This is a genomic window from Paraburkholderia sp. GAS206C (genome assembly GCF_050435645.1).
Classification (GTDB): Bacteria; Pseudomonadota; Gammaproteobacteria; order Burkholderiales; family Burkholderiaceae; genus Paraburkholderia; species Paraburkholderia phenazinium_B.
Genome location: NZ_JBNDKR010000002.1, coordinates 212,161 through 232,124, shown reverse-complemented (window position 1 = coordinate 232,124; position 19,964 = coordinate 212,161). Strand labels below are relative to the sequence as shown.

At 61.9% G+C, this 19,964-nt stretch carries 19 protein-coding genes; 9 read left to right on the top strand and 10 right to left on the bottom strand.

The window, feature by feature from the left end; genetic code table 11:
- Nucleotides 1-31 precede the first annotated feature (31 nt).
- Nucleotides 32-370 (top strand): P-II family nitrogen regulator, encoded by a 339-nt coding sequence (gene glnK, locus P3T20_RS05435; protein ID WP_074265470.1) that lies wholly within the window; start codon nucleotides 32-34, stop codon nucleotides 368-370.
- A 184-nt stretch (nucleotides 371-554) separates the two neighbouring features.
- Here the strand turns inward: glnK and P3T20_RS05430 are convergent, their stop codons facing one another.
- The 4 genes from P3T20_RS05430 to P3T20_RS05415 form a co-directional block, all read right to left on the bottom strand.
- The gene (locus P3T20_RS05430) at nucleotides 555-1,700 is read right to left on the bottom strand and encodes a porin (protein ID WP_429286292.1); all 1,146 of its coding nucleotides are present in this window, start codon (nucleotides 1,698-1,700) and stop codon (nucleotides 555-557) included.
- 568 nt (nucleotides 1,701-2,268) lie between these two features.
- Nucleotides 2,269-3,048, bottom strand: coding sequence for an ABC transporter ATP-binding protein (locus P3T20_RS05425; protein ID WP_074265468.1), 780 nt, complete (start codon nucleotides 3,046-3,048; stop codon nucleotides 2,269-2,271).
- A gap of 16 nt (nucleotides 3,049-3,064) precedes the next feature.
- The gene (locus tag P3T20_RS05420; RefSeq protein WP_074265467.1) at nucleotides 3,065-3,778 is read right to left on the bottom strand and encodes an ABC transporter permease; all 714 of its coding nucleotides are present in this window, start codon (nucleotides 3,776-3,778) and stop codon (nucleotides 3,065-3,067) included.
- Nucleotides 3,775-4,464 (bottom strand): ABC transporter permease, encoded by a 690-nt coding sequence (locus P3T20_RS05415; RefSeq protein WP_074265466.1) that lies wholly within the window; start codon nucleotides 4,462-4,464, stop codon nucleotides 3,775-3,777. Before P3T20_RS05415 ends, P3T20_RS05420 begins: the two co-directional genes overlap by 4 nt.
- Before the next feature lie 428 nt (nucleotides 4,465-4,892).
- On the opposite strand from P3T20_RS05415, the gene P3T20_RS05410 reads away from it, so the two are divergent.
- Complete coding sequence (locus tag P3T20_RS05410) at nucleotides 4,893-5,603, top strand: pirin family protein (protein WP_074265465.1); 711 nt, start codon at nucleotides 4,893-4,895, stop codon at nucleotides 5,601-5,603.
- Between the two features lie 192 nt (nucleotides 5,604-5,795).
- Here P3T20_RS05410 and P3T20_RS05405 read toward each other — a convergent pair whose 3' ends face one another.
- A complete protein-coding gene (locus tag P3T20_RS05405) occupies nucleotides 5,796-6,350 on the bottom strand; it encodes a periplasmic heavy metal sensor (protein ID WP_429286291.1) in 555 nt (184 codons plus the stop codon).
- A 222-nt stretch (nucleotides 6,351-6,572) separates the two neighbouring features.
- Between P3T20_RS05405 and P3T20_RS05400 the strand changes: the two genes are divergently transcribed.
- Nucleotides 6,573-7,298 (top strand): response regulator, encoded by a 726-nt coding sequence (locus tag P3T20_RS05400; protein ID WP_074265463.1) that lies wholly within the window; start codon nucleotides 6,573-6,575, stop codon nucleotides 7,296-7,298.
- Nucleotides 7,282-8,598 (top strand): ATP-binding protein, encoded by a 1,317-nt coding sequence (locus tag P3T20_RS05395; protein ID WP_429286290.1) that lies wholly within the window; start codon nucleotides 7,282-7,284, stop codon nucleotides 8,596-8,598. Before P3T20_RS05400 ends, P3T20_RS05395 begins: the two co-directional genes overlap by 17 nt.
- A 98-nt stretch (nucleotides 8,599-8,696) precedes the next feature.
- On the opposite strand, the gene P3T20_RS05390 is transcribed toward P3T20_RS05395, so the two are convergent.
- Together P3T20_RS05390 and P3T20_RS05385 are read right to left on the bottom strand one after the other, a co-directional pair.
- A complete protein-coding gene (locus P3T20_RS05390) occupies nucleotides 8,697-8,963 on the bottom strand; it encodes a hypothetical protein (RefSeq protein ID WP_429286289.1) in 267 nt (88 codons plus the stop codon).
- 102 nt (nucleotides 8,964-9,065) lie between these two features.
- Nucleotides 9,066-10,742 (bottom strand): sensor domain-containing diguanylate cyclase, encoded by a 1,677-nt coding sequence (locus tag P3T20_RS05385; RefSeq protein WP_429286288.1) that lies wholly within the window; start codon nucleotides 10,740-10,742, stop codon nucleotides 9,066-9,068.
- 710 nt (nucleotides 10,743-11,452) lie between these two features.
- On the opposite strand from P3T20_RS05385, the gene P3T20_RS05380 reads away from it, so the two are divergent.
- Entirely contained in the window at nucleotides 11,453-13,204 is a 1,752-nt protein-coding gene (locus P3T20_RS05380) for an ABC transporter permease (RefSeq protein ID WP_074265459.1), read from the top strand.
- A 23-nt stretch (nucleotides 13,205-13,227) separates the two neighbouring features.
- Complete coding sequence (locus P3T20_RS05375) at nucleotides 13,228-14,574, top strand: AAA-associated domain-containing protein (protein WP_074265458.1); 1,347 nt, start codon at nucleotides 13,228-13,230, stop codon at nucleotides 14,572-14,574.
- 62 nt (nucleotides 14,575-14,636) lie between these two features.
- Here the strand turns inward: P3T20_RS05375 and P3T20_RS05370 are convergent, their stop codons facing one another.
- From P3T20_RS05370 to P3T20_RS05360, 3 genes are all read right to left on the bottom strand, one after another.
- Nucleotides 14,637-15,164, bottom strand: a complete 528-nt coding sequence (locus tag P3T20_RS05370) for a hypothetical protein (RefSeq protein WP_429286287.1) — start codon at nucleotides 15,162-15,164, stop codon at nucleotides 14,637-14,639.
- Nucleotides 15,161-15,736 carry a hypothetical protein gene (locus P3T20_RS05365; RefSeq protein ID WP_074265456.1) on the bottom strand — a complete coding sequence of 192 codons (576 nt, stop codon included), beginning with the start codon at nucleotides 15,734-15,736 and terminating at the stop codon, nucleotides 15,161-15,163. Before P3T20_RS05365 ends, P3T20_RS05370 begins: the two co-directional genes overlap by 4 nt.
- A gap of 204 nt (nucleotides 15,737-15,940) precedes the next feature.
- On the bottom strand, nucleotides 15,941-17,005 hold the full coding sequence (locus P3T20_RS05360) for a sigma-54 interaction domain-containing protein (protein ID WP_429286286.1): 1,065 nt from the start codon (nucleotides 17,003-17,005) through the stop codon (nucleotides 15,941-15,943).
- Between the two features lie 497 nt (nucleotides 17,006-17,502).
- On the opposite strand from P3T20_RS05360, the gene P3T20_RS05355 reads away from it, so the two are divergent.
- The 3 genes from P3T20_RS05355 (at nucleotide 17,503) to P3T20_RS05345 (ending at nucleotide 19,937) form a co-directional block, all read left to right on the top strand.
- The gene (locus P3T20_RS05355) at nucleotides 17,503-17,820 is read left to right on the top strand and encodes a DUF883 family protein (protein WP_074265454.1); all 318 of its coding nucleotides are present in this window, start codon (nucleotides 17,503-17,505) and stop codon (nucleotides 17,818-17,820) included.
- Nucleotides 17,821-17,942: 122 nt separating this feature from the next.
- Entirely contained in the window at nucleotides 17,943-18,209 is a 267-nt protein-coding gene (locus tag P3T20_RS05350; RefSeq protein WP_429286285.1) for a hypothetical protein, read from the top strand.
- A gap of 324 nt (nucleotides 18,210-18,533) precedes the next feature.
- The gene (locus tag P3T20_RS05345; RefSeq protein ID WP_074265452.1) at nucleotides 18,534-19,937 is read left to right on the top strand and encodes a sigma-54-dependent transcriptional regulator; all 1,404 of its coding nucleotides are present in this window, start codon (nucleotides 18,534-18,536) and stop codon (nucleotides 19,935-19,937) included.
- Nucleotides 19,938-19,964 lie beyond the last annotated feature (27 nt).

Below are 19,964 nucleotides of genomic sequence, written 5' to 3'. Positions count from 1 at the left end.
CGAACTATTCGCTCAAGAGACGAGGTACACCATGAAGCGCATCACTGCAGTCATCAAACCGTTCAAGCTCGACGAAGTCCGCGAAGCACTTGCCGAAGTCGGTCTCACTGGCCTGACGGTGACCGAAGTCAAAGGCTTCGGGCGCCAGAAGGGTCACACGGAACTGTATCGCGGCGCCGAATACGTGGTCGACTTCCTGCCCAAAGTGAAGATCGAAGTGGTGGTGGCGAACGACCAGTGCGATCAGGTGATCGACGCGATCATCGGCGCGGCGCGCACCGGCAAGATCGGCGACGGCAAGATCTTCGTGGCCGAGGTGGAGCGGGTCATCCGCATTCGCACCGGTGAGGAAAACGAAGCCGCAGTCTGAGGGGTTTAAGGTCTTCTAACGATCTCAGGCAAGAACAAGGCAACGCAAACACGTGCGGCGGTCGCAGAACCGCTCGCACCAATAAAAAACGGTGCGATACCCTTTCGGACATCGCACCGATACGCGCCTCTCGCAGCAGCGTGAAAAAGTTTCTAAATCTAGATCTCGGAGCTACACCGTTCGATTAGAACGAGTGTTGAATACCTGCATACACGCCCGATTGGCTGTGGCCATGAGTCGGGTTTTCGTTGTACGAAACCGAGCTTCCCGAACCGCTGTCGCCGCCGTTGCCTGCTGCGTTGGCATCGAGACCGAAGTTAGCCGTCTTGCTGTTACGCACGGTAGCGATCTGGATGTCGAGCAACGTACGCTTGGACAGGTTGTACGAACCACCAATCGTGTAGATGTTCGCGTTGCCTGCACCGTTGTTCGCGTTGACGTGATACACGGCTGCGATCAGCGCTGCTGCCGGCGTCGCTTGCCACGTCACGCCGCCCCATTCCTGGTCGGTCGTCGTCGGCGTGCCGATAGGTACACCGGTTTCGCCCGAAGTGCGAGCGCCCTGGTACACAGCCTGAATCTTGAACTGGCCGAGGAACACGTTGACGCCAGCGAAGTACTCGCGGCCGTAGTTGAACGGACCGTTCGGAGCGTCTGCGGTCGGATCGCCGAGGCTACCGTTGATGTTGTTGCGGATTTCGTCATACAGGCCACGAACCTGGAACAGCGAGTTCGTGTAGGTCAACTGCAGACCGTCTTCACGCCCTTGTGCCGAACCATTGCCGCCGTTGAAGGACGTCGAGTTCGAGAAGGCGTATTGGCCGTACACGTCAAAGCCGTAGAACTTCGGCGACTGGTACGAAATGTTGTTGCTCGACTGCGGCCAGTTGCGGCCACGGACCAGCGACGCCGACGACCAGTTCGATTGACCGAACGGGTCGAAGTCCCACACGCCGTTGGAGATGAACAGTTCACGGCCGAGCAGGAAGGTACCGAACTGGTCGTTCGCCACACCGACTGTCGCCCAGCGATTCCAGATGGAGCCGGAGGAGCCGAGTGCGCCGGTCGCCGTGCTGAAGGAGCCTTCCAACTGGAAGAGAACCTTATTGCCGCCACCGATGTCTTCGACGCCCTTCATACCCCACAGGCTCGTGCCCCAGTCGCCGCTCTCAAGGCGAACACGCGAGGTGGAACCCGTGTAATTGGCATTCGGAAGGCCGCTGATGTATTCGACACCCGCGTCCAGACGACCGTACAGCGTGACGCTGCTTTGTGCGTGAGCAACTACACCGGCCGACATCAACGCCGCGGCGAGTAATGCTTTCTTCATCTTCTCCTCCATACCCTGTCAAAAGAAAAACCCAGTACTGCGAATGGTGTCCGGACGCCATAGGCGCCGAACAGAAATCCGTACCAGGGAGACGGTTCGGGTCGAGCGGGTGAACTGTGATGACGATGTAGCCTGGGGCTTTCTTTGCGTCATACCGATCCCTCGTCGACCGGATCTCCTCTGCGTTTTGAAGTGAAACTACTTTTAATCAACTTTGTTTTGGTACTTTGGTTACTAATTTATCAAAAATACCCCTCGATGGGAGAAGAAATTGGTCCCAGGGCGCTTTGGTGTCTCCAAATTGCAATAGTGGTGTGATCGAGCACTCGCCAAGGCATCCCAAAAACAGCGGCAAACCCTTGTCTGACAAGGGAATCACGGTTCGTTTGAGGCAACGTTAAGGATTGCCACTATTGACGCTGTAAAACAGTGGGAGTAGGGCAAAAAACGGGATGTTGTTGCGATATTTGGGACGTTTGACGTCGCAAAAGGGGATGCGGAGATGAAAAAAGGCGCCCTTCGTAGGCGCCTTGTAATACTACACAAACTACAAAAGATGTCTTAAGCGTTATTTGAGGCTGCCGGAGAGGAATTGCTTGAGCCGTTCGCTCTTCGTGTTCCTGAATACTTCGTCCGGATGGCCTTCTTCCTCGACGCGGCCTTGATGCAAGAACATCACATGGTTCGACACGTTGCGGGCGAACGCCATCTCATGGGTGACGACGATCATCGTGCGGCCTTCTTCGGCGAGCGTCTGCATGACCTTCAGCACTTCGCCGACCAGTTCCGGATCGAGTGCGGAGGTCGGTTCGTCGAACAGCATCACGTCGGGATGCATGGCCAGCGCCCGCGCGATCGCAACACGCTGTTGCTGGCCGCCGGAGAGATGCGACGGATACTGCTTTTCCAGCCGCGGCGCCAGACCTACCTTTTCCAGATATTGGCGGGCGCGGTCCTCGGCCTCGCGGCGCGGCAGTCCTAGCACGCGGATGGGCGCCTCGACGATGTTCTCCAGCACGCTCATGTGCGCCCACAGGTTGAAGTGCTGGAACACCATGGAGAGCCGTGTGCGCACGCGCTGCAACTGCTTGGGATCCGAGACTTTCAGCGCGCCGTGCTTGTCCTTCTGGGTGCGGACCTCTTCGCCGTCGACAAAGATGCGCCCGGCATTGGGCTGTTCGAGAAAATTAATGCAGCGCAGCATCGTGCTCTTGCCCGAACCGGACGAGCCGATCACGCTGATTACGTCGCCGGCATTGGCGCGCAGCGTAACGCCTTTTAGAACTTCATTGTCGCCGTACTGTTTGTGCAGTTCGTCGACGAAGAGCTTTTGCTTCTTTGTATTCATCGGGATCCTTGACGGCTTACTTGCCTTGGGGCCGCAAATAAGCGAGCCAGCGGCGCTCGGCGCGGCGGAACAGCCACACGAGCGTGAAAGAGATAGCCAGATAGAGCAGGGCGGCGAGGCCGAACGCGTTGAACGACTGATAGGTCGCCGAGTTCACGTCGCGCGCGATCTTGAGGATGTCCGGCACGGTGGCGGTGAAGGCGACCGTGGTGGCGTGCAGCATCAGGATCACTTCGTTGCTGTAGTACGGCAGCGCGCGGCGCAGCGCCGACGGCAGGATCACGCGCCGGTACAGCGTGAACGGCGACATGCCGTAGGCGCGCGCGGCTTCGATCTCGCCGTACGGGGTGGCCTTGATGGCGCCGGCGAAGATTTCGGTGGTGTACGCGCAGGTGTTGAGCGTGAAGGCGAGCAGCGTGCAATGCATGCCGTCGCGGAAGAACGCATTGGTCAGCTCGTGGTTGCGTACTACTTCAAGGCTATAGAGGCCGGTGTAGCAGAGCAGCAGCTGCACGTAGAGCGGCGTGCCGCGAAAGACATACGTATACAGCCACACCAGACTGGCAAGCCATTTCTTCTTCGACACCCGCGCGACCGCCAGCGGAATCGACAGGCAGAAGCCGAGGCCGATCGACACCACTAGCAGCCACAGGGTAATGACGAGACCGGTGAAGCGGTAGCCGTCGCTGTAAAGGTAGTTGCGCCAGTATTCCTGAATGATCTCGATCATAGGTCCGCCTTCCGTACGCCGGTCGAGTAGCGTTTTTCGAGGTACATCAGCACGAAGTTGGAGACCGTGGTGATAACGAGGTAGATAGCCCCGGCAAGCAGGGTAAAGAAGAAGAACCGCAACGTGCCTTTGCCCGCATCCTGCGAAGCCTTCACGACGTCGGCGAGTCCGATGATCGAAACCAGCGCGGTGGCTTTCACCATCACCTGCCAGTTGTTGCCGATGCCAGGCAGCGCAAAGCGCATCATCTGCGGGAACATGATGCGGGAAAACACCTGCCAGCCGCTCATGCCATAGGCGACACCCGCTTCGAGCTGGCCGCGAGGCACGGCGAGAAAGGCGCCGCGGAAGGTTTCGGTGAAGTACGCGCCGTAGATGAAGCCGAGCACGGCGACGCCGGCCACGAACGGGTCGATGTCGATCTGGTCCCAGCCGAGCACGTCGGTCAGGTCGTTCAGCCAGATCTGCAGGCTATAGAACAGCAGCAGCATCAGCACGAGGTCGGGCACGCCGCGCACGAGGGTGGTGTAGAGCGTGCCCACACTATATGAGACACGGTTTTTCGACAGTTTGGCCGCCGCGCCGAGCAGGCCCAGCACGAAGGCGAATGCCAGCGACAGCACCGCCAGCTTGACAGTCTGCCAGGTGCCGTTGAGAAGCAACGGGCCATAGCCTTGAAGGGACATATAAGGTCCTTGACGATGCGTATGAGGCACACCGCGAAAGACGCGGTTTGTCTGCGCCGCGTGAGGTCTGGGTTTCGACTGTAGTACGAAGTGTGAGGCGTTCCCGTCGGATGGTGCTCCGTTGAGCGGTATTCCCGTCCGGGGGGCGCCCGTCGCGCGGCAAGCCCATGCGGGTACTGGCCGTCGCTATTCTAGGCGGTCAAAATTCTCGTGCCGGATCCGTTTTGGCGGCCCACACGGCGATGTCCGCCCGAAAAGCGCGGTATTTTACCCGAACGGATGCGTCACGCGAGTTCGACACCCTCATGCCTCACGGCGCGCGCCGATTGTCTGTATTTATGAAACGATCCGGTGCACGCTTGCGGGTTGTGCCGGATGCCGTGCACCCATACATTCTGTGCATCGCAACGCATTGACCAGGGAAACCCATGATCACGATTCGCCGCTCCGAAGCACGAGGCCACGCCAACCACGGTTGGCTCGACTCTTACCATAGCTTCTCGTTTGCCGACTACTACGATCCGGATCACATGCACTTCGGACCGCTACGCGTGATCAACGAAGACCGTATTGCGGGCGGCCAGGGTTTTGGCACCCATGGACATCGCGACATGGAGATCGTCACCTATGTGCTCGAGGGCGCGCTGGCCCATCGCGACAGCATGGGCAACGGCTCGACGATCCGTCACGGCGACGTGCAGCGCATGAGCGCCGGCACAGGCGTGAAGCATAGCGAGTTCAACGCGTCGCAGGACGAAGAGGCGCATCTGCTGCAGATCTGGATCTTGCCGCAACGCGCCGGCGATCAACCGGGCTACGAAGAAAAGCGCTTCGACGACGCCGACAAGCGTGGCCGTCTGCGGATCGTTGCCTCTCCGGATGGACGCGACGGCTCGGTGACGATTCACTCGGATGCGTCGATCTACGCGGCGCTGATCGATGGGGCGGAGCAGGCTACCTTCCCCCTGCCGGCTGGGCGGCGTGCCTATGTGCATGTGGCGCGCGGCGCGCTGACCGTGAATGGCGAAGCGCTCGCTGCGGGCGATGCCGCCATGATCGTCGACGTTGAGACGATCACGCTCGAACAGGGCCGGGACGCGGAGGTACTGCTGTTCGATCTCGGCTCGTTGAACGCTTAAGTGAGGGGGTGTGCCCAGGCGGCTAAAGACGTTTGACGATGCCAACGCGAGCTGGGGGTAAGCCCAGGAGTCCCTCAGTTCTCCTGAACCCGGCGCAGAAAAACAGAAACGCCACGGAACGAACTTCCGTGGCGTTTCTGTTTGCAAAGACGCAGGGACAGCGCCGCCATCCCTGCCAGCAGTTACGTCTTGTTAGTTAGCAGCCGGTGTCGATGCTGCACCCTTGTCATGGTGCCAATGCTGGTGCATCTTGTCATGACGGGCTTCCATCTTGGCCCAGTGCGCCTTGATGTCCGTGCTGACGATGGTCTTCTGCTTGTCGTTCAGGCCGTTGTAGAAGGTCAGCCAGGCTGCCGAGGTCTGCTCGTGTGCCTGGTGGCGCTGCTCTTCGGCCTTTTCGCGCAGGTCATGCAGGGCGTTCAGATCGAGAATGGGCTGCGACTTCAACGCTTCCATCTGATCGTGCATCTGCTTGTGGGCGGCACGCCCTGCTTCGCGGTTCTGCTTCATCGTGTCGAGAGCGGCCTGCCATTGCTTTTCCTGATCCGGGTTCAGGTTAAGCTGGCCGTGCAGCTTGTTCAGTTCCTGCATGAACTGGCCATGGTGATGGTGCCAGCCTCCCGGACCGCCGGGTGCGCCCTGACCATCAGTTTGAGCGGCGTAGACTGAACCGAGGCCGACTGAGCCAAGACCGATAGCAAGCGATGCTGCGGCGACGGCGACGAAGCGTGACATTTTTGTGGACATGAGTGGCTCCTTGTAATGGAATAGCCGACGATGCAAACACGGCAACACAGGACGGGATGCATTCGGTAAGACACAGCGTAGAGATCTGCAGAGTTCGCTGTGTTACCTGAGCGCGTGTCGCTATTACGCGACATTACGTGCGCCTTTCGTCGTAACACCCGGTAACCCTTTGGGGGACCTCCGGCCCGGTAACCCCAACTGCTGCGCGTTAAACTTCATCCCATGGCTACTCAAATACTTGTTGTCGACGACGACCTCGAACTCCGCGATCTGCTGCGCGACTATCTGGCTCGCCAGGGCATCGAAGTTTCGGTGCTCCACGATGCCGGCTCGCTCGAGCGGCGGCTCGAACGCGAGCGTCCGGATCTGATCGTGCTCGACCTGATGATGCCGGGTGTGGACGGCCTGACGGCGCTGCGCAAACTGCGCGCTGCTGGTGACGACATCCCGGTGATCATGCTGACTGCGCGCGCTGACGACGTAGACCGGATCGTCGGTCTCGAACTGGGCGCGGACGACTACCTCGGCAAACCGTTCAATCCGCGCGAGCTGCTGGCGCGCGTGCAGGCTGTGCTGCGGCGCCGCCGCACGTTGCCTTCGGCGGCCGCACCTGAGCAGCGCGAGCCGTTCACCTTCGGCCGCTTCACGCTGGATTTCCAGTCGCGCACGCTGAATCTGGAAGACAAACCGCTCACGTTGTCGGGCAGCGAGTTCGCCCTCCTAAAGATTTTTGTTAATCATCCTATGCGTACGCTCACCCGCGAACGCCTGCTCGAGTTGCTCCATGGTCCCGAATACGACGGCACCGACCGCGGCATCGACGTCCAGGTCTGGCGTCTGCGACGCATCCTTGAAACCGATCCGTCCACGCCGCGCTTCATTCAGACCGTTCGCGGCCGCGGTTACGTGTTCGTGCCTGATGGCGAACAACATGCGCCGGCCCATTGATTCACTGTTTGGACGGCTGGCGTTGCTGGTCGTCGTGGTACTGCTGCTATCGCATTTTGCGGGCTATGCGCTGTTTCGCCTCGAGCGCAGCCAGTTTCAGAATCGCTACGCTGTAGAAGAGGCGACCTTCCTCGTCGACGCTGTGCGTCAGCACGTCGCCCATACGCCGGATCAGCCGCTGCCCTCGCGCGTGCGCCTCGTCGACCCGGCCTCCAGCGCCGTGCCGGCGGTGCAGCAGGACGACGGCTCGCCGCTTAACCACTTCCTCGACGACGTGCGTGACCGCATGCCGGCGGGCACCCAGGTACGCCTCGGCGAGCCGGGCAAGCCGCCCACGCTGTGGGTGCGCCAGGCGAGTGACCGCGACTGGATCGTCGTGCCGGTGCAGCCGTTGCGGCCACCGCGTTCGGTCGACCGGATGGTGTTGTGGCTCACCATCATCTTCACGTTTGCGGTGATGGCGGCGCTCTTCGCCGCGTGGCAGTTGCAGCAGCCGTTGCGCTCGCTCGCCAGTGCCGTGGCACGTTTTGGCCGTGGCCAGCCGGTGCCGCCGGTGCCCGAGCGCGGGCCGCGCGAGTTGCGCCAGTTGACCCATGGCTTTAACCAGATGGTCCAGGAAGTAGCGCGCACGGAGAACGATCGGGCGGTGATGCTTGCCGGTGTCGCACACGATCTGAAGACGCCGCTAGCGCGGCTGCGCCTGCGAGCCGAAATGATGGACGAGGCGAAGGTGCGAGACGGCGTGGTACGCGACGTCGATTCGATGACGCACATCGTCGAACAGTTTCTGGTGTTCGCACACGACGGCGCGGATCGCAGCGAGGCGGTCGAAGTGGATGCGCAATGCGAACGCGTGGTGCGCAGCTATCGGGCGGTTGCCAACAGCGCGGCCTCGGTGCTGACCGACCTGAAGGCGGGTCCGGGCTTCCTGCTGCCAGCCGCTACGCTCGACCGCATTCTGTCGAACCTGCTCGACAACGCACATGCGTACGGCCAGCCACCGGTTATCGTGTCTACCGCGCGTACGTCGTCGGGTTACACGCTGGCTGTGCAGGACAATGGCCAGGGCATCGCCGCGCAGGATCTGATGAACGCGAGCCGTCCGTTCGTGCGGCTCGACCCGGCACGTGGCGGCAACGGCCATAGCGGGCTAGGGCTTGCGATCGTCGAACGGTTGGTCCGTCGCGCGGGCGGAGAATGGGAAATCGGTAACCATGGCGGGCGCGGCCTGCGGGTCCTGATGACGTTCCCGTTCGAGGCCGTGCCGCGCATGGCTACTGTCTCGGAGAGCGCCTGGTAGGGCCGGCCTGGCAGCGTTGGCCTGGTCGCTGCTGCTTCCAGGCCTGCGGGCCTTCTGCCTTTCAGTCCGGTCCTGACGCCTTCTCTTCCTCCGAAGTCTTACTCCGCAAACAGCGTATTCAGCGCAGCGGCCGCGTCGCTGTCCACCGTATTCCACGTAACGGTTTCTGCTTCGAAGATGTAGTGAGTCGTGTACTTGCCGAGGCGCGTGAGAATTTCTTCCTGGATCAGCTCCGGGGCGACATCGAGCTTCAGATACCACGCCGTTGACGATAGGCGCGTCTGAAAGGCGCCGTATTCGGACAACAGATGATCGAACGCGTCAGCATCGTGATCGCGGCAAACGATGACCAGATTTCCCTTCATGCATCTCTCCTGGTAGAGCGGTGACGACAAGCTTCGTATGAAGGTCGATCATACCTGCTTACCTGCGGAGTGTCGGCGCTCGCAACGTTGCGCCGTATCGATTCACCAGGCTGTCGCGGCGGTGCGCGCCGGCGGCGCGGTGTCGTCTGGCGGCAGCGCTTCAGTGCGGTCGCGCCCGCCGGTTTTGGCGGCGTAAAGGGCGAGGTCGGCCCGGCTCATGATCCGCTCAGGCAGATCTTCGCGCGACAACTCGGTGATGCCGATACTGACGCTCAGACCGGCTGAGGAGGGCAGCTTGGTCGACGGCACGGCCTTGAGCCGGGTGCGCAGCCGCTCGACGACCTCGCGGCCGCCCTCGAGGGCGGTGGCCGGCAACAGGATGCCGAATTCCTCGCCGCCCAGCCGGCCGATCGCGTCGTTGGCACGCAGTTCGGCGCGACAAGTATCGACGAAGTGTTCGAGCGCGCGGTCACCGGCAGCGTGGCCGAAGCGGTCGTTGATCTGCTTGAAGTGGTCGAGGTCGGCGATTGCCATGCACAGCGCGTCGCCGCTCGCCTGCGCGCGTTCGATTTCACGGCGCAACAGGTCGAGGAAATAGCGGCGCGACAAGGCGCCGGTGAGCGCATCGTGGCGAGCCTCGGCAGACAGCAGCGTATTGGCCGATTGCAACTGTTCGGCGAGGTCGCGCGTCGCCCGGTGGTGGCGGCGCTCGCGCACGTAGGACACGGTAATCACCCACGCCAGCGCCGCGGTGCCCGCGAGCGTGAGAAAGACCAGCAGCCGGTCGCGCTTATGGTTGCGCAGCAGTTCGGGCCAGGCCGTGAGCGGATCGACCAGATGCGCGGAGAGTCCCGAATTGAGGCCGCTGCGCGATTCGTACAGCGCCGGCATGGGCCGGTCGGTGATGGCGAACAGCTGTGTGGCGATCGCGGCGGGCACCCACGGCGCCTCCTCGCGTACCTGCCGCATGTCCGCCTCGATCTGGACGTTCGGGAATTCGACGCGGCGATAAACGTTTTCGCGATCGGCGACGCTCATCTGCTTGACGCGTCCATCCGGCAGCACATGGCCTTCCAGCGCGCTGTTGTGGGCCATGATGATCACGCCGTTTTCATCGGCCACGAAGGTGCCCGCGTGGGCGACCCAGTGACGCAAGCGCCCGATCCCGACCTTGGCGATTACCGCACCTACCAGCACGCCATCGTCGTAGGCGGGTGCCGCGATGAAGATGCCGGGCTCGCCGCTCGACCGGCCGACGCCATAGGCTTCGCCGAAGGCGCCGAGTAGCGCGTTAGACAGATAGTTGCGGGTGCGCATGTCGATGCCGACAAAGCCGCGCGACTGCTCATTGCTCGACGCGACGCACACGCCGTTGGCGTTGACGAGCCAGATCGAGTCGAGTCCCGAGAAACCTTGAGCGTCGTGCAGGAAGCTGCTGACCGTCGTCAATTCCGGCACTTTGAGCAAGGCATTGCGCAGGGCGGATTCCGGCGCGGTGCTCGTCACCGAATAAGCTTGCGAGTGGGCGAGCGCCTGCTGGACCACATTCAGTTCCGCCATCGTGGCTGGAATGGCGCGAGCCATGGAGAGGTCGCTGGCGATGACCTCCGCCATGTTGTCGACGACCGACGAGGACATTTGCCGTTGCGCGCGCAGGGCGGCGTCGAGTTCCTGCTGAACCATGCGGTCCGCGATCACACCCGACACGAGCCAGCACACCAGCACGACCAGCGCGAAGCTGACCGGCCCGACTGCATGGCGCAAGGATTTCCTGTTCATCGACTCTCGGATCCGTCTGACTTTTATATGCAACAAGGTCAATCGTTGCAGCGCGCCGGCGCTGAGTCGTTGCTGGGGCGGCGGTATGTCCGCCGCGGCGATCTGGGACAGTTCGGTTGAAGCCCTCGGTATCCGTCCGTCACAGTCGCTTTGTCTCGATTTTAACCGCCAGACGGCGCAGCGCCATCCGATATTGCGATTCGGCGTGTGTCATCAGGTAGTTAACGGCTGTAAGGGGGGCTTTCTGAACAGGGCCGCGGGTTTTCCAGATGTGCCCGGAGCATGTCCGAGGGTGTCCGGTCACCGGTTTTGCCGGTCGGGCAGGGCCGCCAGAGGCCCTGCGCGCAACTGATTTGCCCCGAAAGGTTGTGCCTGAAACACAGGTTGTAGTAGTGTCGTGCCGTCCAAAACAAGGAAAGCTCGCCAGCCCCAGGGCGGCGCCTGTCGTGACAGGCAGCCGGAGCGGCCCTCCAGGGTGGTTTGACGGGGGGAACATGCCCCCGGCCGCCGCCGGTCATTCTCTCTCCGACGCTAACGATTACCTCGCATATGCTTGTTGTCATGCCTGATTTCTGCTTTCCGGACCGACCTTCCGGCCTTCGCGCCGGGTTTGCCGCGCGAGCGGCAAACCTCGCCTGTTCCGTCGTCCCGGCGCCGCTCGATGCGGTCTGTCTCCACGTAGCGTATGCAAACAGGAAGGGTGCAGCCTGATGGACTTCAGTTTCGATCTGAAACGCACCGCCAATGCTTCCGCCTGGCGCTTGCTGCCCAACGGCTGGGACTTCGTCGCCTTTCCGCTGATCATCTGTGTGATTGCCTCCGTGGCAATCGGCTTTCACCAGACGCTCGCGCCCATGTCGACGCTCAAGACCCAGGTGATCTCACTGGCTCCGTCGAGCTTGCCCGAATACGCGTTGCGCACCACGCTGCGCATGCTGGCGGCGATGGTGGCCTCGCTAGCGTTCACGCTGATCTATGGCACGCTCGCCGCCAAGAGCCGCCGTGCCGGTCTCGTGCTGGTGCCGATTCTCGACATCCTGCAGTCGGTGCCGGTGCTGGGCTACATTTCGTTTACGGTTACCTTCTTTCTTGCGCTATTCCCGGGCCGGGTGCTGGGTGCGGAGCTCGCCGCGATCTTCGCGATCTTCACGAGCCAGGCCTGGAACATGACCTTCAGCTTCTACCAGTCGCTGCGCACCGTGCCGCGCGATCTGGACGAGGTCTCACGCGGTTTTCACCTGACCGGCTGGCAGCGTTTCTGGAAGCTCGAAGTGCCGTTCTCGATGCCGGGCCTCATCTGGAACATGATGATGTCGATGTCGGGCGGCTGGTTCTTCGTGGTGGCCTCCGAAGCGATCACGGTGGGCAACAACACGATCACGCTGCCGGGGATCGGCGCCTACCTGGCGCAGGCGATCTCGGACAAGAACATGCACGCGATCGGCTGGGTCATCCTGACGATGACGATCGTGATTCTCGCCTACGACCAGTTTCTGTTCCGCCCGCTCGTCGCGTGGGCCGACAAGTTCCGCATGGAGAACACCAGCTCCGGTAACGCGCCGGAGTCCTGGCTGCTTGACCTCGTGCGCCGCACTCGTCTGATTCACCGCCTGCTGGTGCCAATGGGCTGGATCTTCGCCAATGCGGCGCGCGTACCGATGCGTCTGCCGTCGTTCGCCGGCGTCAGTTTCCCGGTACCGCAGCGTCAGAAGTCGTCGCGCGTGGGCGACATCATCTGGGGCGTCCTCGTGATTCTCCTGACGGTGTACGTCGTCTTTCGCGTCGTGACCTATGTACGCACCGGCGTCACGCTCGATGAGGTGGGCCACGTACTCGTGCTCGGGTTGATCACCCTGTTGCGGGTGGTGTTGCTGATCGCCATTTCTTCCGTGATCTGGGTACCGATCGGCGTGCTGATCGGGCTGCGTCCGGCGCTGGCCGAGAAGATCCAGCCGCTCGCGCAGTTCCTCGCCGCGTTCCCGGCCAACCTGCTGTTCCCGGTGTTCGTGATCGTCATCGTGCGCTTCCATCTGAACCCGGATATCTGGCTGTCGCCGCTGATCGTGCTCGGCACCCAGTGGTATATCCTGTTCAACGTGATCGCAGGCGCCAGTTCGTATCCGAACGACTATAAGGAGGCGGCCGCCAACTTCGGTATCCGCGGCTGGCAGTGGTGGCGCAAGGCGATGCTGCCGGGCATTTTCCCGTACTACATCACAGGCGCGATTACGGCCTCGGGCGGCGCGTGGAATGCGAGCATCGTGGCCGAGTATGTGCAGTGGGGCGACACCAAGGTGGTGGCCCACGGGTTGGGTTCCTATATCGCGCAGACCACGGCGGCGGGCGACTTCCCGAAAATCATTCTCGGCATTGCCGTGATGTCCCTGTTTGTGACTTTGTTTAACCGCCTGCTGTGGCGTCCGATGTACGCCTACGCCGAATCCAAGCTTCGGCTCGATTGACAGGAAATTAAAGGCAAACCGCGATGCAAAATCCTAAAGCTGCCGTTACCGCTGCGCCGGTCCAGACGCCACCCTCGCCGCCGCGTCTGGGTGCGGAGATTCTGGCCGTCAAGGACGTGTCCAGAGGCTTCAACAAGAATCAAGGCGAGCTGCTGGTGCTCGACGACGTGAACCTGTCGCTGCGTGAAGGCGAGATCGTCGGCATGCTGGGCCGCTCGGGCTCGGGCAAGTCGACGCTGCTGCGTATCATCGCCGGCCTGATCGAGCCGACCGGCGGCAAGGTCGACTACTTGGGCAAGCCGCTCGACGGTCCCGCCAAGGGCGTGGCGATGGTGTTCCAGACCTTCGCGCTGTTCCCCTGGCTGACGGTTCTGCAGAACGTGGAAGCGGGTCTCGAAGCGCAGGGCGTCGGTGCTCGCGAACGCCGCGAACGTGCGCTGGCGGCGATCGACCTGATCGGTCTGGACGGCTTCGAAAACGCTTATCCGCGCGAGTTGTCAGGCGGTATGCGGCAACGTGTGGGCTTCGCCCGCGCGCTGGTGGTCGATCCTACGCTGCTGCTGATGGACGAGCCCTTCTCGGCGCTCGACGTGCTGACCGCCGAAACGCTGCGTACCGACCTGCTGGATCTGTGGACGCAGGGCCGTATGCCGATCAAGTCGGTGCTGATCGTCACGCACAACATCGAAGAAGCGGTGTTCATGTGCGACCGGATTCTGGTGCTGTCGTCGAACCCAGGCCGCGTGATCGCCGAGATCAAGGTGCCGTTCAATCACCCGCGTAACCGTCTCGACCCGGCGTTCCGCAAACTGGTGGACGAGATCTACGCGAAGATGACGGCGCGTCAGACCGACGAGTCAACGAAGAAGGGCCTGGAACTCGGAAGCTGGCTGCCGCATGTGTCGACCAACCTGATGGCCGGTCTGATCGAAATGCTGGCTGCGGCACCGTACCATGGCCGCGCGGACATGCCGGAAATTGCCCGTTCGTTGCATCTCGAGGTCGACGATCTGTTCCCGGTCGCCGAAGTGCTGCAGCACTTGGGCTTCGCCGATGTGCGCGAAGGGGACATTTTCCTGACGCCGCCGGCACGCGTGTTTTCCGAGTTCGGTACGCAGGAGCGGAAGATGATGTTCGCCGAGCATCTGCTGCGCCACGTCCCGCTCGCCGCACGAATCAAGAAGGTACTCAACGAACGCCCCGGGCATCGTGCGCCGCGTGTGCGCTTCGAGCAGGAACTGGAAGATTTTCTGTCGGACAGCGCGGCCGAAGAGACGCTCGACGCGGTCATCAACTGGGGCCGTTATGGCGAGATCTTTTCGTACAACGACCAGACGGAAATTTTCAGTCTCGAGGACGTGGAGTCCTGATACGTCGGGTTCGAAGTGAATAGCAAAGGGGCGGCAAGGTCAGACCTGCCGCCCCTTTTGCATTATTGGAGATTGCCCCAGCGGTCCACGGCCGGTTCGGCCGAAGCCCACTTCCAGCCCTGGTCCTGCAAACAGGCGCTGGCGGTGTACCAGCTTTCGTGCGCGTTGGGCTTGTTGCTATCCGCGACCGAGAAGACAAAGTCCTTGCAGATAGCGAGTGCCGACGTGAACGCACGCGTCACGCGTACCTCGCCGTGCCCGTTCTCGATCGGCATCTTGTGCTTGACGCTCCACGGTTTGGTCTCGCCCACCGCCATGCCGCCCGCGAGCTGAGCCATCTCGTTCTGCTGGTCGCTGTGCATGTTGCGCATGTAGCGGGCCACGGCTTCGTCCGTGGCCGCTTGCACCGCAATGCCGACGCCAATGCCGACAGCGGGATTGGCAGTCACGAGACCCGACGCGACCCCGGCGGCCGCACCGCTTGCCGCGCCCACCGACGAGCAGCCGCTCGTCAGCACGCTCGCGCCGACGCACAGCGCAGCGGCCAGCACGAACCGCACGCGCATGGGCATTGTCAGACGCGATTTCATTGCAGCGCGCCCCAGCGTTCGGTGGCGGGTTCTGCGGAAGCCCACTTCCACGCCGTGCCGTCGCGGCAGATCGAGGCGACGTAGAACGCGCTGCTGGCGGGCTTATCCTTGGTCGCGTCCACATCGACCGAGAAGACGATTTCCTTGCAGTCGAGCGCGCCTGCGCTGATGGTGCGGCTCACGGTGACGCGGCCATGCGTGTCGTCTTCGATCGGCACGCTATGCGTGACGCTCCACGGTGCGACGGCACCGACATCGAGCGGTCCGGCGACCTTGGCGATGCCGTCTTGCGTATTGCGGTGGACGACACGTTCCGTGTATTGCACGCCGGCCTGCGCAGCGGCGACGGCACCGAGGCCGATACCGGTAGCAACAGCAGCGTTATGGGTGACCTGGCCGGCGATTGCGGCGCCGCCGATACCGGCGCCGGCGGTGGCCGTCTCCGAGTAGAGCGAACTGCAGCCGCTCAGATTGGCTGAGATGAGCACCGCGACGGCCAATGCCGTGAGCGATGCGAGACTCGCGCGCGAAGTCCGGTGAGTCCTGCGCGCACTACTGTTTGATGTTTGCATTTCCCTACCTGTGCTCCTGCCTCTGCCATACGCGCCGCCTTGTAACGACGCGTCGAGCTGACCTCGCGCCGCGCGCGACGCTGCAGCATTTTGCAGGATGCCATTTGCAAATGGGATAGGAAAAATGCAAGCAATTGCAAAAGATGATGCGCCGCGCAGCCTTTTCTGGCTTGGCTTTTCACGCGCAGCGCAGACAGGCGACTGTCAGGACTCGCTTTCTTTTTCTTCGGTCGCGTCATCGGTGCCGTAGGTGCTAAGCCGGTTGTAGAGCGTCTTCAGGCTCACGCCGAGTGCCTTCGCCGCGCGACGTTTGTCGCCGCCGCAGTACTTCAGTGTGCCGAGGATGATCTGCTTCTGCGCATCAGCAAGCGGCGTGCCGATCCAGACACTCATCGCATCGCCCTGGGTGACCGCTTTCTTCACGCGTGACGCGAGGTGCGGATGAGGCAGTTCGACGGATTTCTCGGCGAGGATGAAGGCGCGGTAAATGGCGTTTTTCAGTTCGCGCACATTGCCCGGCCACGACCAGGTGCGCAGCGTTTCAATCGAACGTTTGCTGAAGCTCTTGCTGGTGCTTTCCTGTGCGTTCAACGCGGCGAGGAAATGCTGCGCCAACAATTCACGATCGCCTTCGCGCTCGCGCAGCGGCGGCGCGCGCAGCGGAAACACGGCGAGCCGATACATCAGGTCTTCGCGCAAACCGTTTTCTTTCACGGCGATCGCAGGGTCACGGTTGGTGGCCGCGATCACTCGCACGTCGCTCTGAATCAGTTCGTTGCCGCCGACCCGATAGAACGTGCCGGTCTCCAGCGCGCGCAGCAGCTTCACTTGACGCACCGGCGCCATCTCGGTGATTTCGTCGAGAAACAGCGTGCCGCCGTTGGCGTGTTCGAAGTAGCCGACGCGGCCCTGCACGGCGCCTGTGAAGCTGCCTTTTTCGTGGCCGAACAGTTCGGCTTCAATCAGTTCATCGGGGATCGCGCCGCAGTTGACGGCGATGAAGGGCGCGTCCTTGCGCCCGCTGTGATCGTGAATCGTGCGGGCGATCAGTTCCTTGCCGGTGCCGGATTCGCCGATGATCAGCGCGGTTGCGTCGGTGGAGGCCACGCGTTCGATTTGTTCGTATAAATCCAGCATGACGGGCGAAGAGCCGTACAGCAGGCCGTACGACTTCAGGCCCGCGACGCCCTCCGTCACGCGAGACTTCCCCCCTGCCGCTGCGTCGCCGCCGGAGGCAAGTGTGGGGGAGTCCAGATCGATTGACGCCATAACCAAGTTGTCCTGTGCAAATGTGTTCGATAGTGCCGCGCAGGCCTGTGAAGAGGGTGAGCCTGTGCATTCATGCAATGGATCACTATCTCATAAAAATTGATTTAACCATCGGTGGCTTGTCACGGCAACGTGCATGTCGACGACGAATGCGGATCGAAGCAAGCCACTAAAAAATTGTGCCGCGTGTTGCCGTCCAAAGCGCATGCTCGGCGCGTGAAGTGTCTGTTTTGCGACGGCGCGCTTACGACGGTGCATTGGTGGCGGTCTGTCTGAATGCCGATCGGTGCGCACAGTCAGCCGGCAATATTGACCGCCGACCGGATATCGAATCGGCACGATTGTCGCGATTGCCGATGCGGAACTCGGTACGCTGCTATCGATCGACTAGATTATCGGGTATGCCGTTTGCAACCCTATCACTTTTGGGACGTGCGGCGCGTTTCCGGCTGGTTTGCGACGCCAAACGCGCGCCGACATAGAGATAGGAGCGACTCATGACTCACACGACACAACAGCTTGAACTCGGGCGGCAGAAGATCGTTGACGACTTGCGGGTGCTGCTGACCGACTCGGAGGAAATACTGCGACTCGCCGCCAACGTGCCGGGTGAAGGTGTCGAGGCATTGCGCGAGCGCCTCGGGGCGCACGTCGAGACCCTGCAAGCGGCGATCGGCGATGCGCAAGGCGCGGCGCAGCGGCGCTACCGGGTCGCCACGGTGAATGCCGAGCGTTATGTGCGGCACAACCCTTGGCGCGCCCTCGGAATTTCTGCCAGTGTGGGATTTCTGCTCGGCGTGCTGGCAACACGCTAGACGGCGCAGCGGACGGTCTGCCTGCCCCGCTATGTGTCAGGACAACCTTAAAGGGCTTGGTCGGGCGAGGCAACGGCACTGAATGATTCCATTGATTACCGGCTTACGTATGGAGGTTGAACATGGCACGGCCCAGGATCGGCATTTTCGGCGCATTGGTGGCTGTAGGCGGTTTGCTGGCGTGGCGCTGGGCGCAAAAGCACCGCGCCTCGCAGGCGCATCTGAACCGGGATCTGAGTCGCTGGGAGGACGAGGGCGGGGCGGTTGTCAACGTTGCTCAAACTGCTCCGGCGACAGCGAGTCCGGCCGGCGCGGCCCCCGCCACCGATACAAACGGCACGAGCCATCCAAACGGACTGGGTGAAGCATGGCCGTTTCCGCACAGCTGAGCCGCATACGCCCCGCGCGAGTTGTCTCGGTTGTTGTCAAAAGGGCCGCAGTTGGGTGTAAGGCAAACCTGACAATTCGCCGCAATAAAGTTTTATAATGGGGATTCATACAACAATAGGACCACTCGGCGCCGCGTAACACGTATATTGTTGCGAATTTGTGCCAGGTGCGGTTTTTTGCTGGAGCTCGAGGAGGCGCCCCGAAAGTTAGTGGGTCCTCACGTCGCCGCCTTCTGTTTGCGGGGACGTACCAGCGCCCAGCCGTTTTTCCATGCCTTCACGCATGCCATCCACAACCAGACCCCTTCGGGCTTTCGAGACGCGATGCCACACGTATTGATTGTTGATGACGATGCCGGTACCCGCGAGGCGCTCGCTGCCATCATTGGCGAAGACGGCCTCACCACTGCCACTGCAGGCGATCTGCGCGAAGCGCGTATCCAGCTGGTCCGGCAGATGCCGGATGTCGTGTTTACCGACCTGAAGCTGCCGGACGGCAGCGGAGTTGACCTGTTCGAAGACCTCGACCCGCGCTCCGGCGTCGAAGTTATTGTGATTACCGGCCATGCCACGGTCGAATCGGCCGTCAACGCCCTCAAGATGGGCGCGACCGATTATCTGGTGAAGCCGATCAACATGCAGCGCGTGAAGGCAATTCTGTCGCGCCTGCCGCGCCCCGGCGATCTCAAGGCGGAAATCGGTACGTTGCGCGGCGAGTTGCGCCGTATGGGCCGCTTTGGGTTGATGCTCGGCAATTCGCCGGCCATGCAGGAGGTCTACGACCAGATTGGCCGCGTCGCGCCTACTGCAGCATCGGTGATGCTGGTAGGCGAGTCCGGCACCGGCAAGGAAGTGGCCGCGCAGACCTTGCACCAGTTGAGCTTGCGCCGTAAGCACGCGTTTCTCGCGGTGAACTGCGGCGCCATTTCGCCGAACCTGATCGAATCGGAAATGTTCGGCCATGAACGGGGTTCGTTCACGGGCGCAGATCGGCAGCACAAAGGCTATTTCGAAAGGGCCAACGGCGGCACGCTTTTCCTCGACGAAATCACCGAAATGCCGATCGAACTGCAGGTGAAGCTGCTGCGGGTGCTCGAAACCGGCATGTTCATGCGGGTCGGCACCACGAAGGAAATCGAAACCGACGTGCGGCTGATTGCGGCGACCAATCGCGATCCGGAGCAGGCAGTGCTCGAAGGCAAGCTGCGTCTGGATCTGTATCACCGCCTGAACGTGTTTCCGATCAGCCTGCCGCCGCTGCGCGAACGCGGCAAGGACGTCGATTTGCTGGCGCAGGCGTTCCTCGACGATCTCAACGAGCGTCACGGCACGCGAAAGCATTTCCCGCCGGCGGTCAAGGAAATGCTGATGTCCTATCCATGGCCTGGCAACGTGCGCGAGCTGAAGAACTACGTGCAGCGCGCGCACATCATGTCGGGCACGGATTCCGATAACACGGCGACGGTGCCGTTGCAGATCACGCTGTCCAAACCGGCCGCCGGCACGGCGATCACGATTCCATTCGGTACCTCGCTTGCCGAAGCGGACCGTCAGCTGATTCTCGCTACCCTTGAGCAGTGCGGTGGCGTGAAAACCCGCGCAGCGGAAATTCTCGGCATCAGTCTGAAGACGCTGTACAACCGTCTGGTCGAGTACGGCAATGATGCCAGCCGCGAGGACGGGGACGCTTCAGACGAATCGCGCGCCCTGGGCGGTGCCGACGCCTGAGGTTGTTGCACCGGGGCGCTTGCGCCC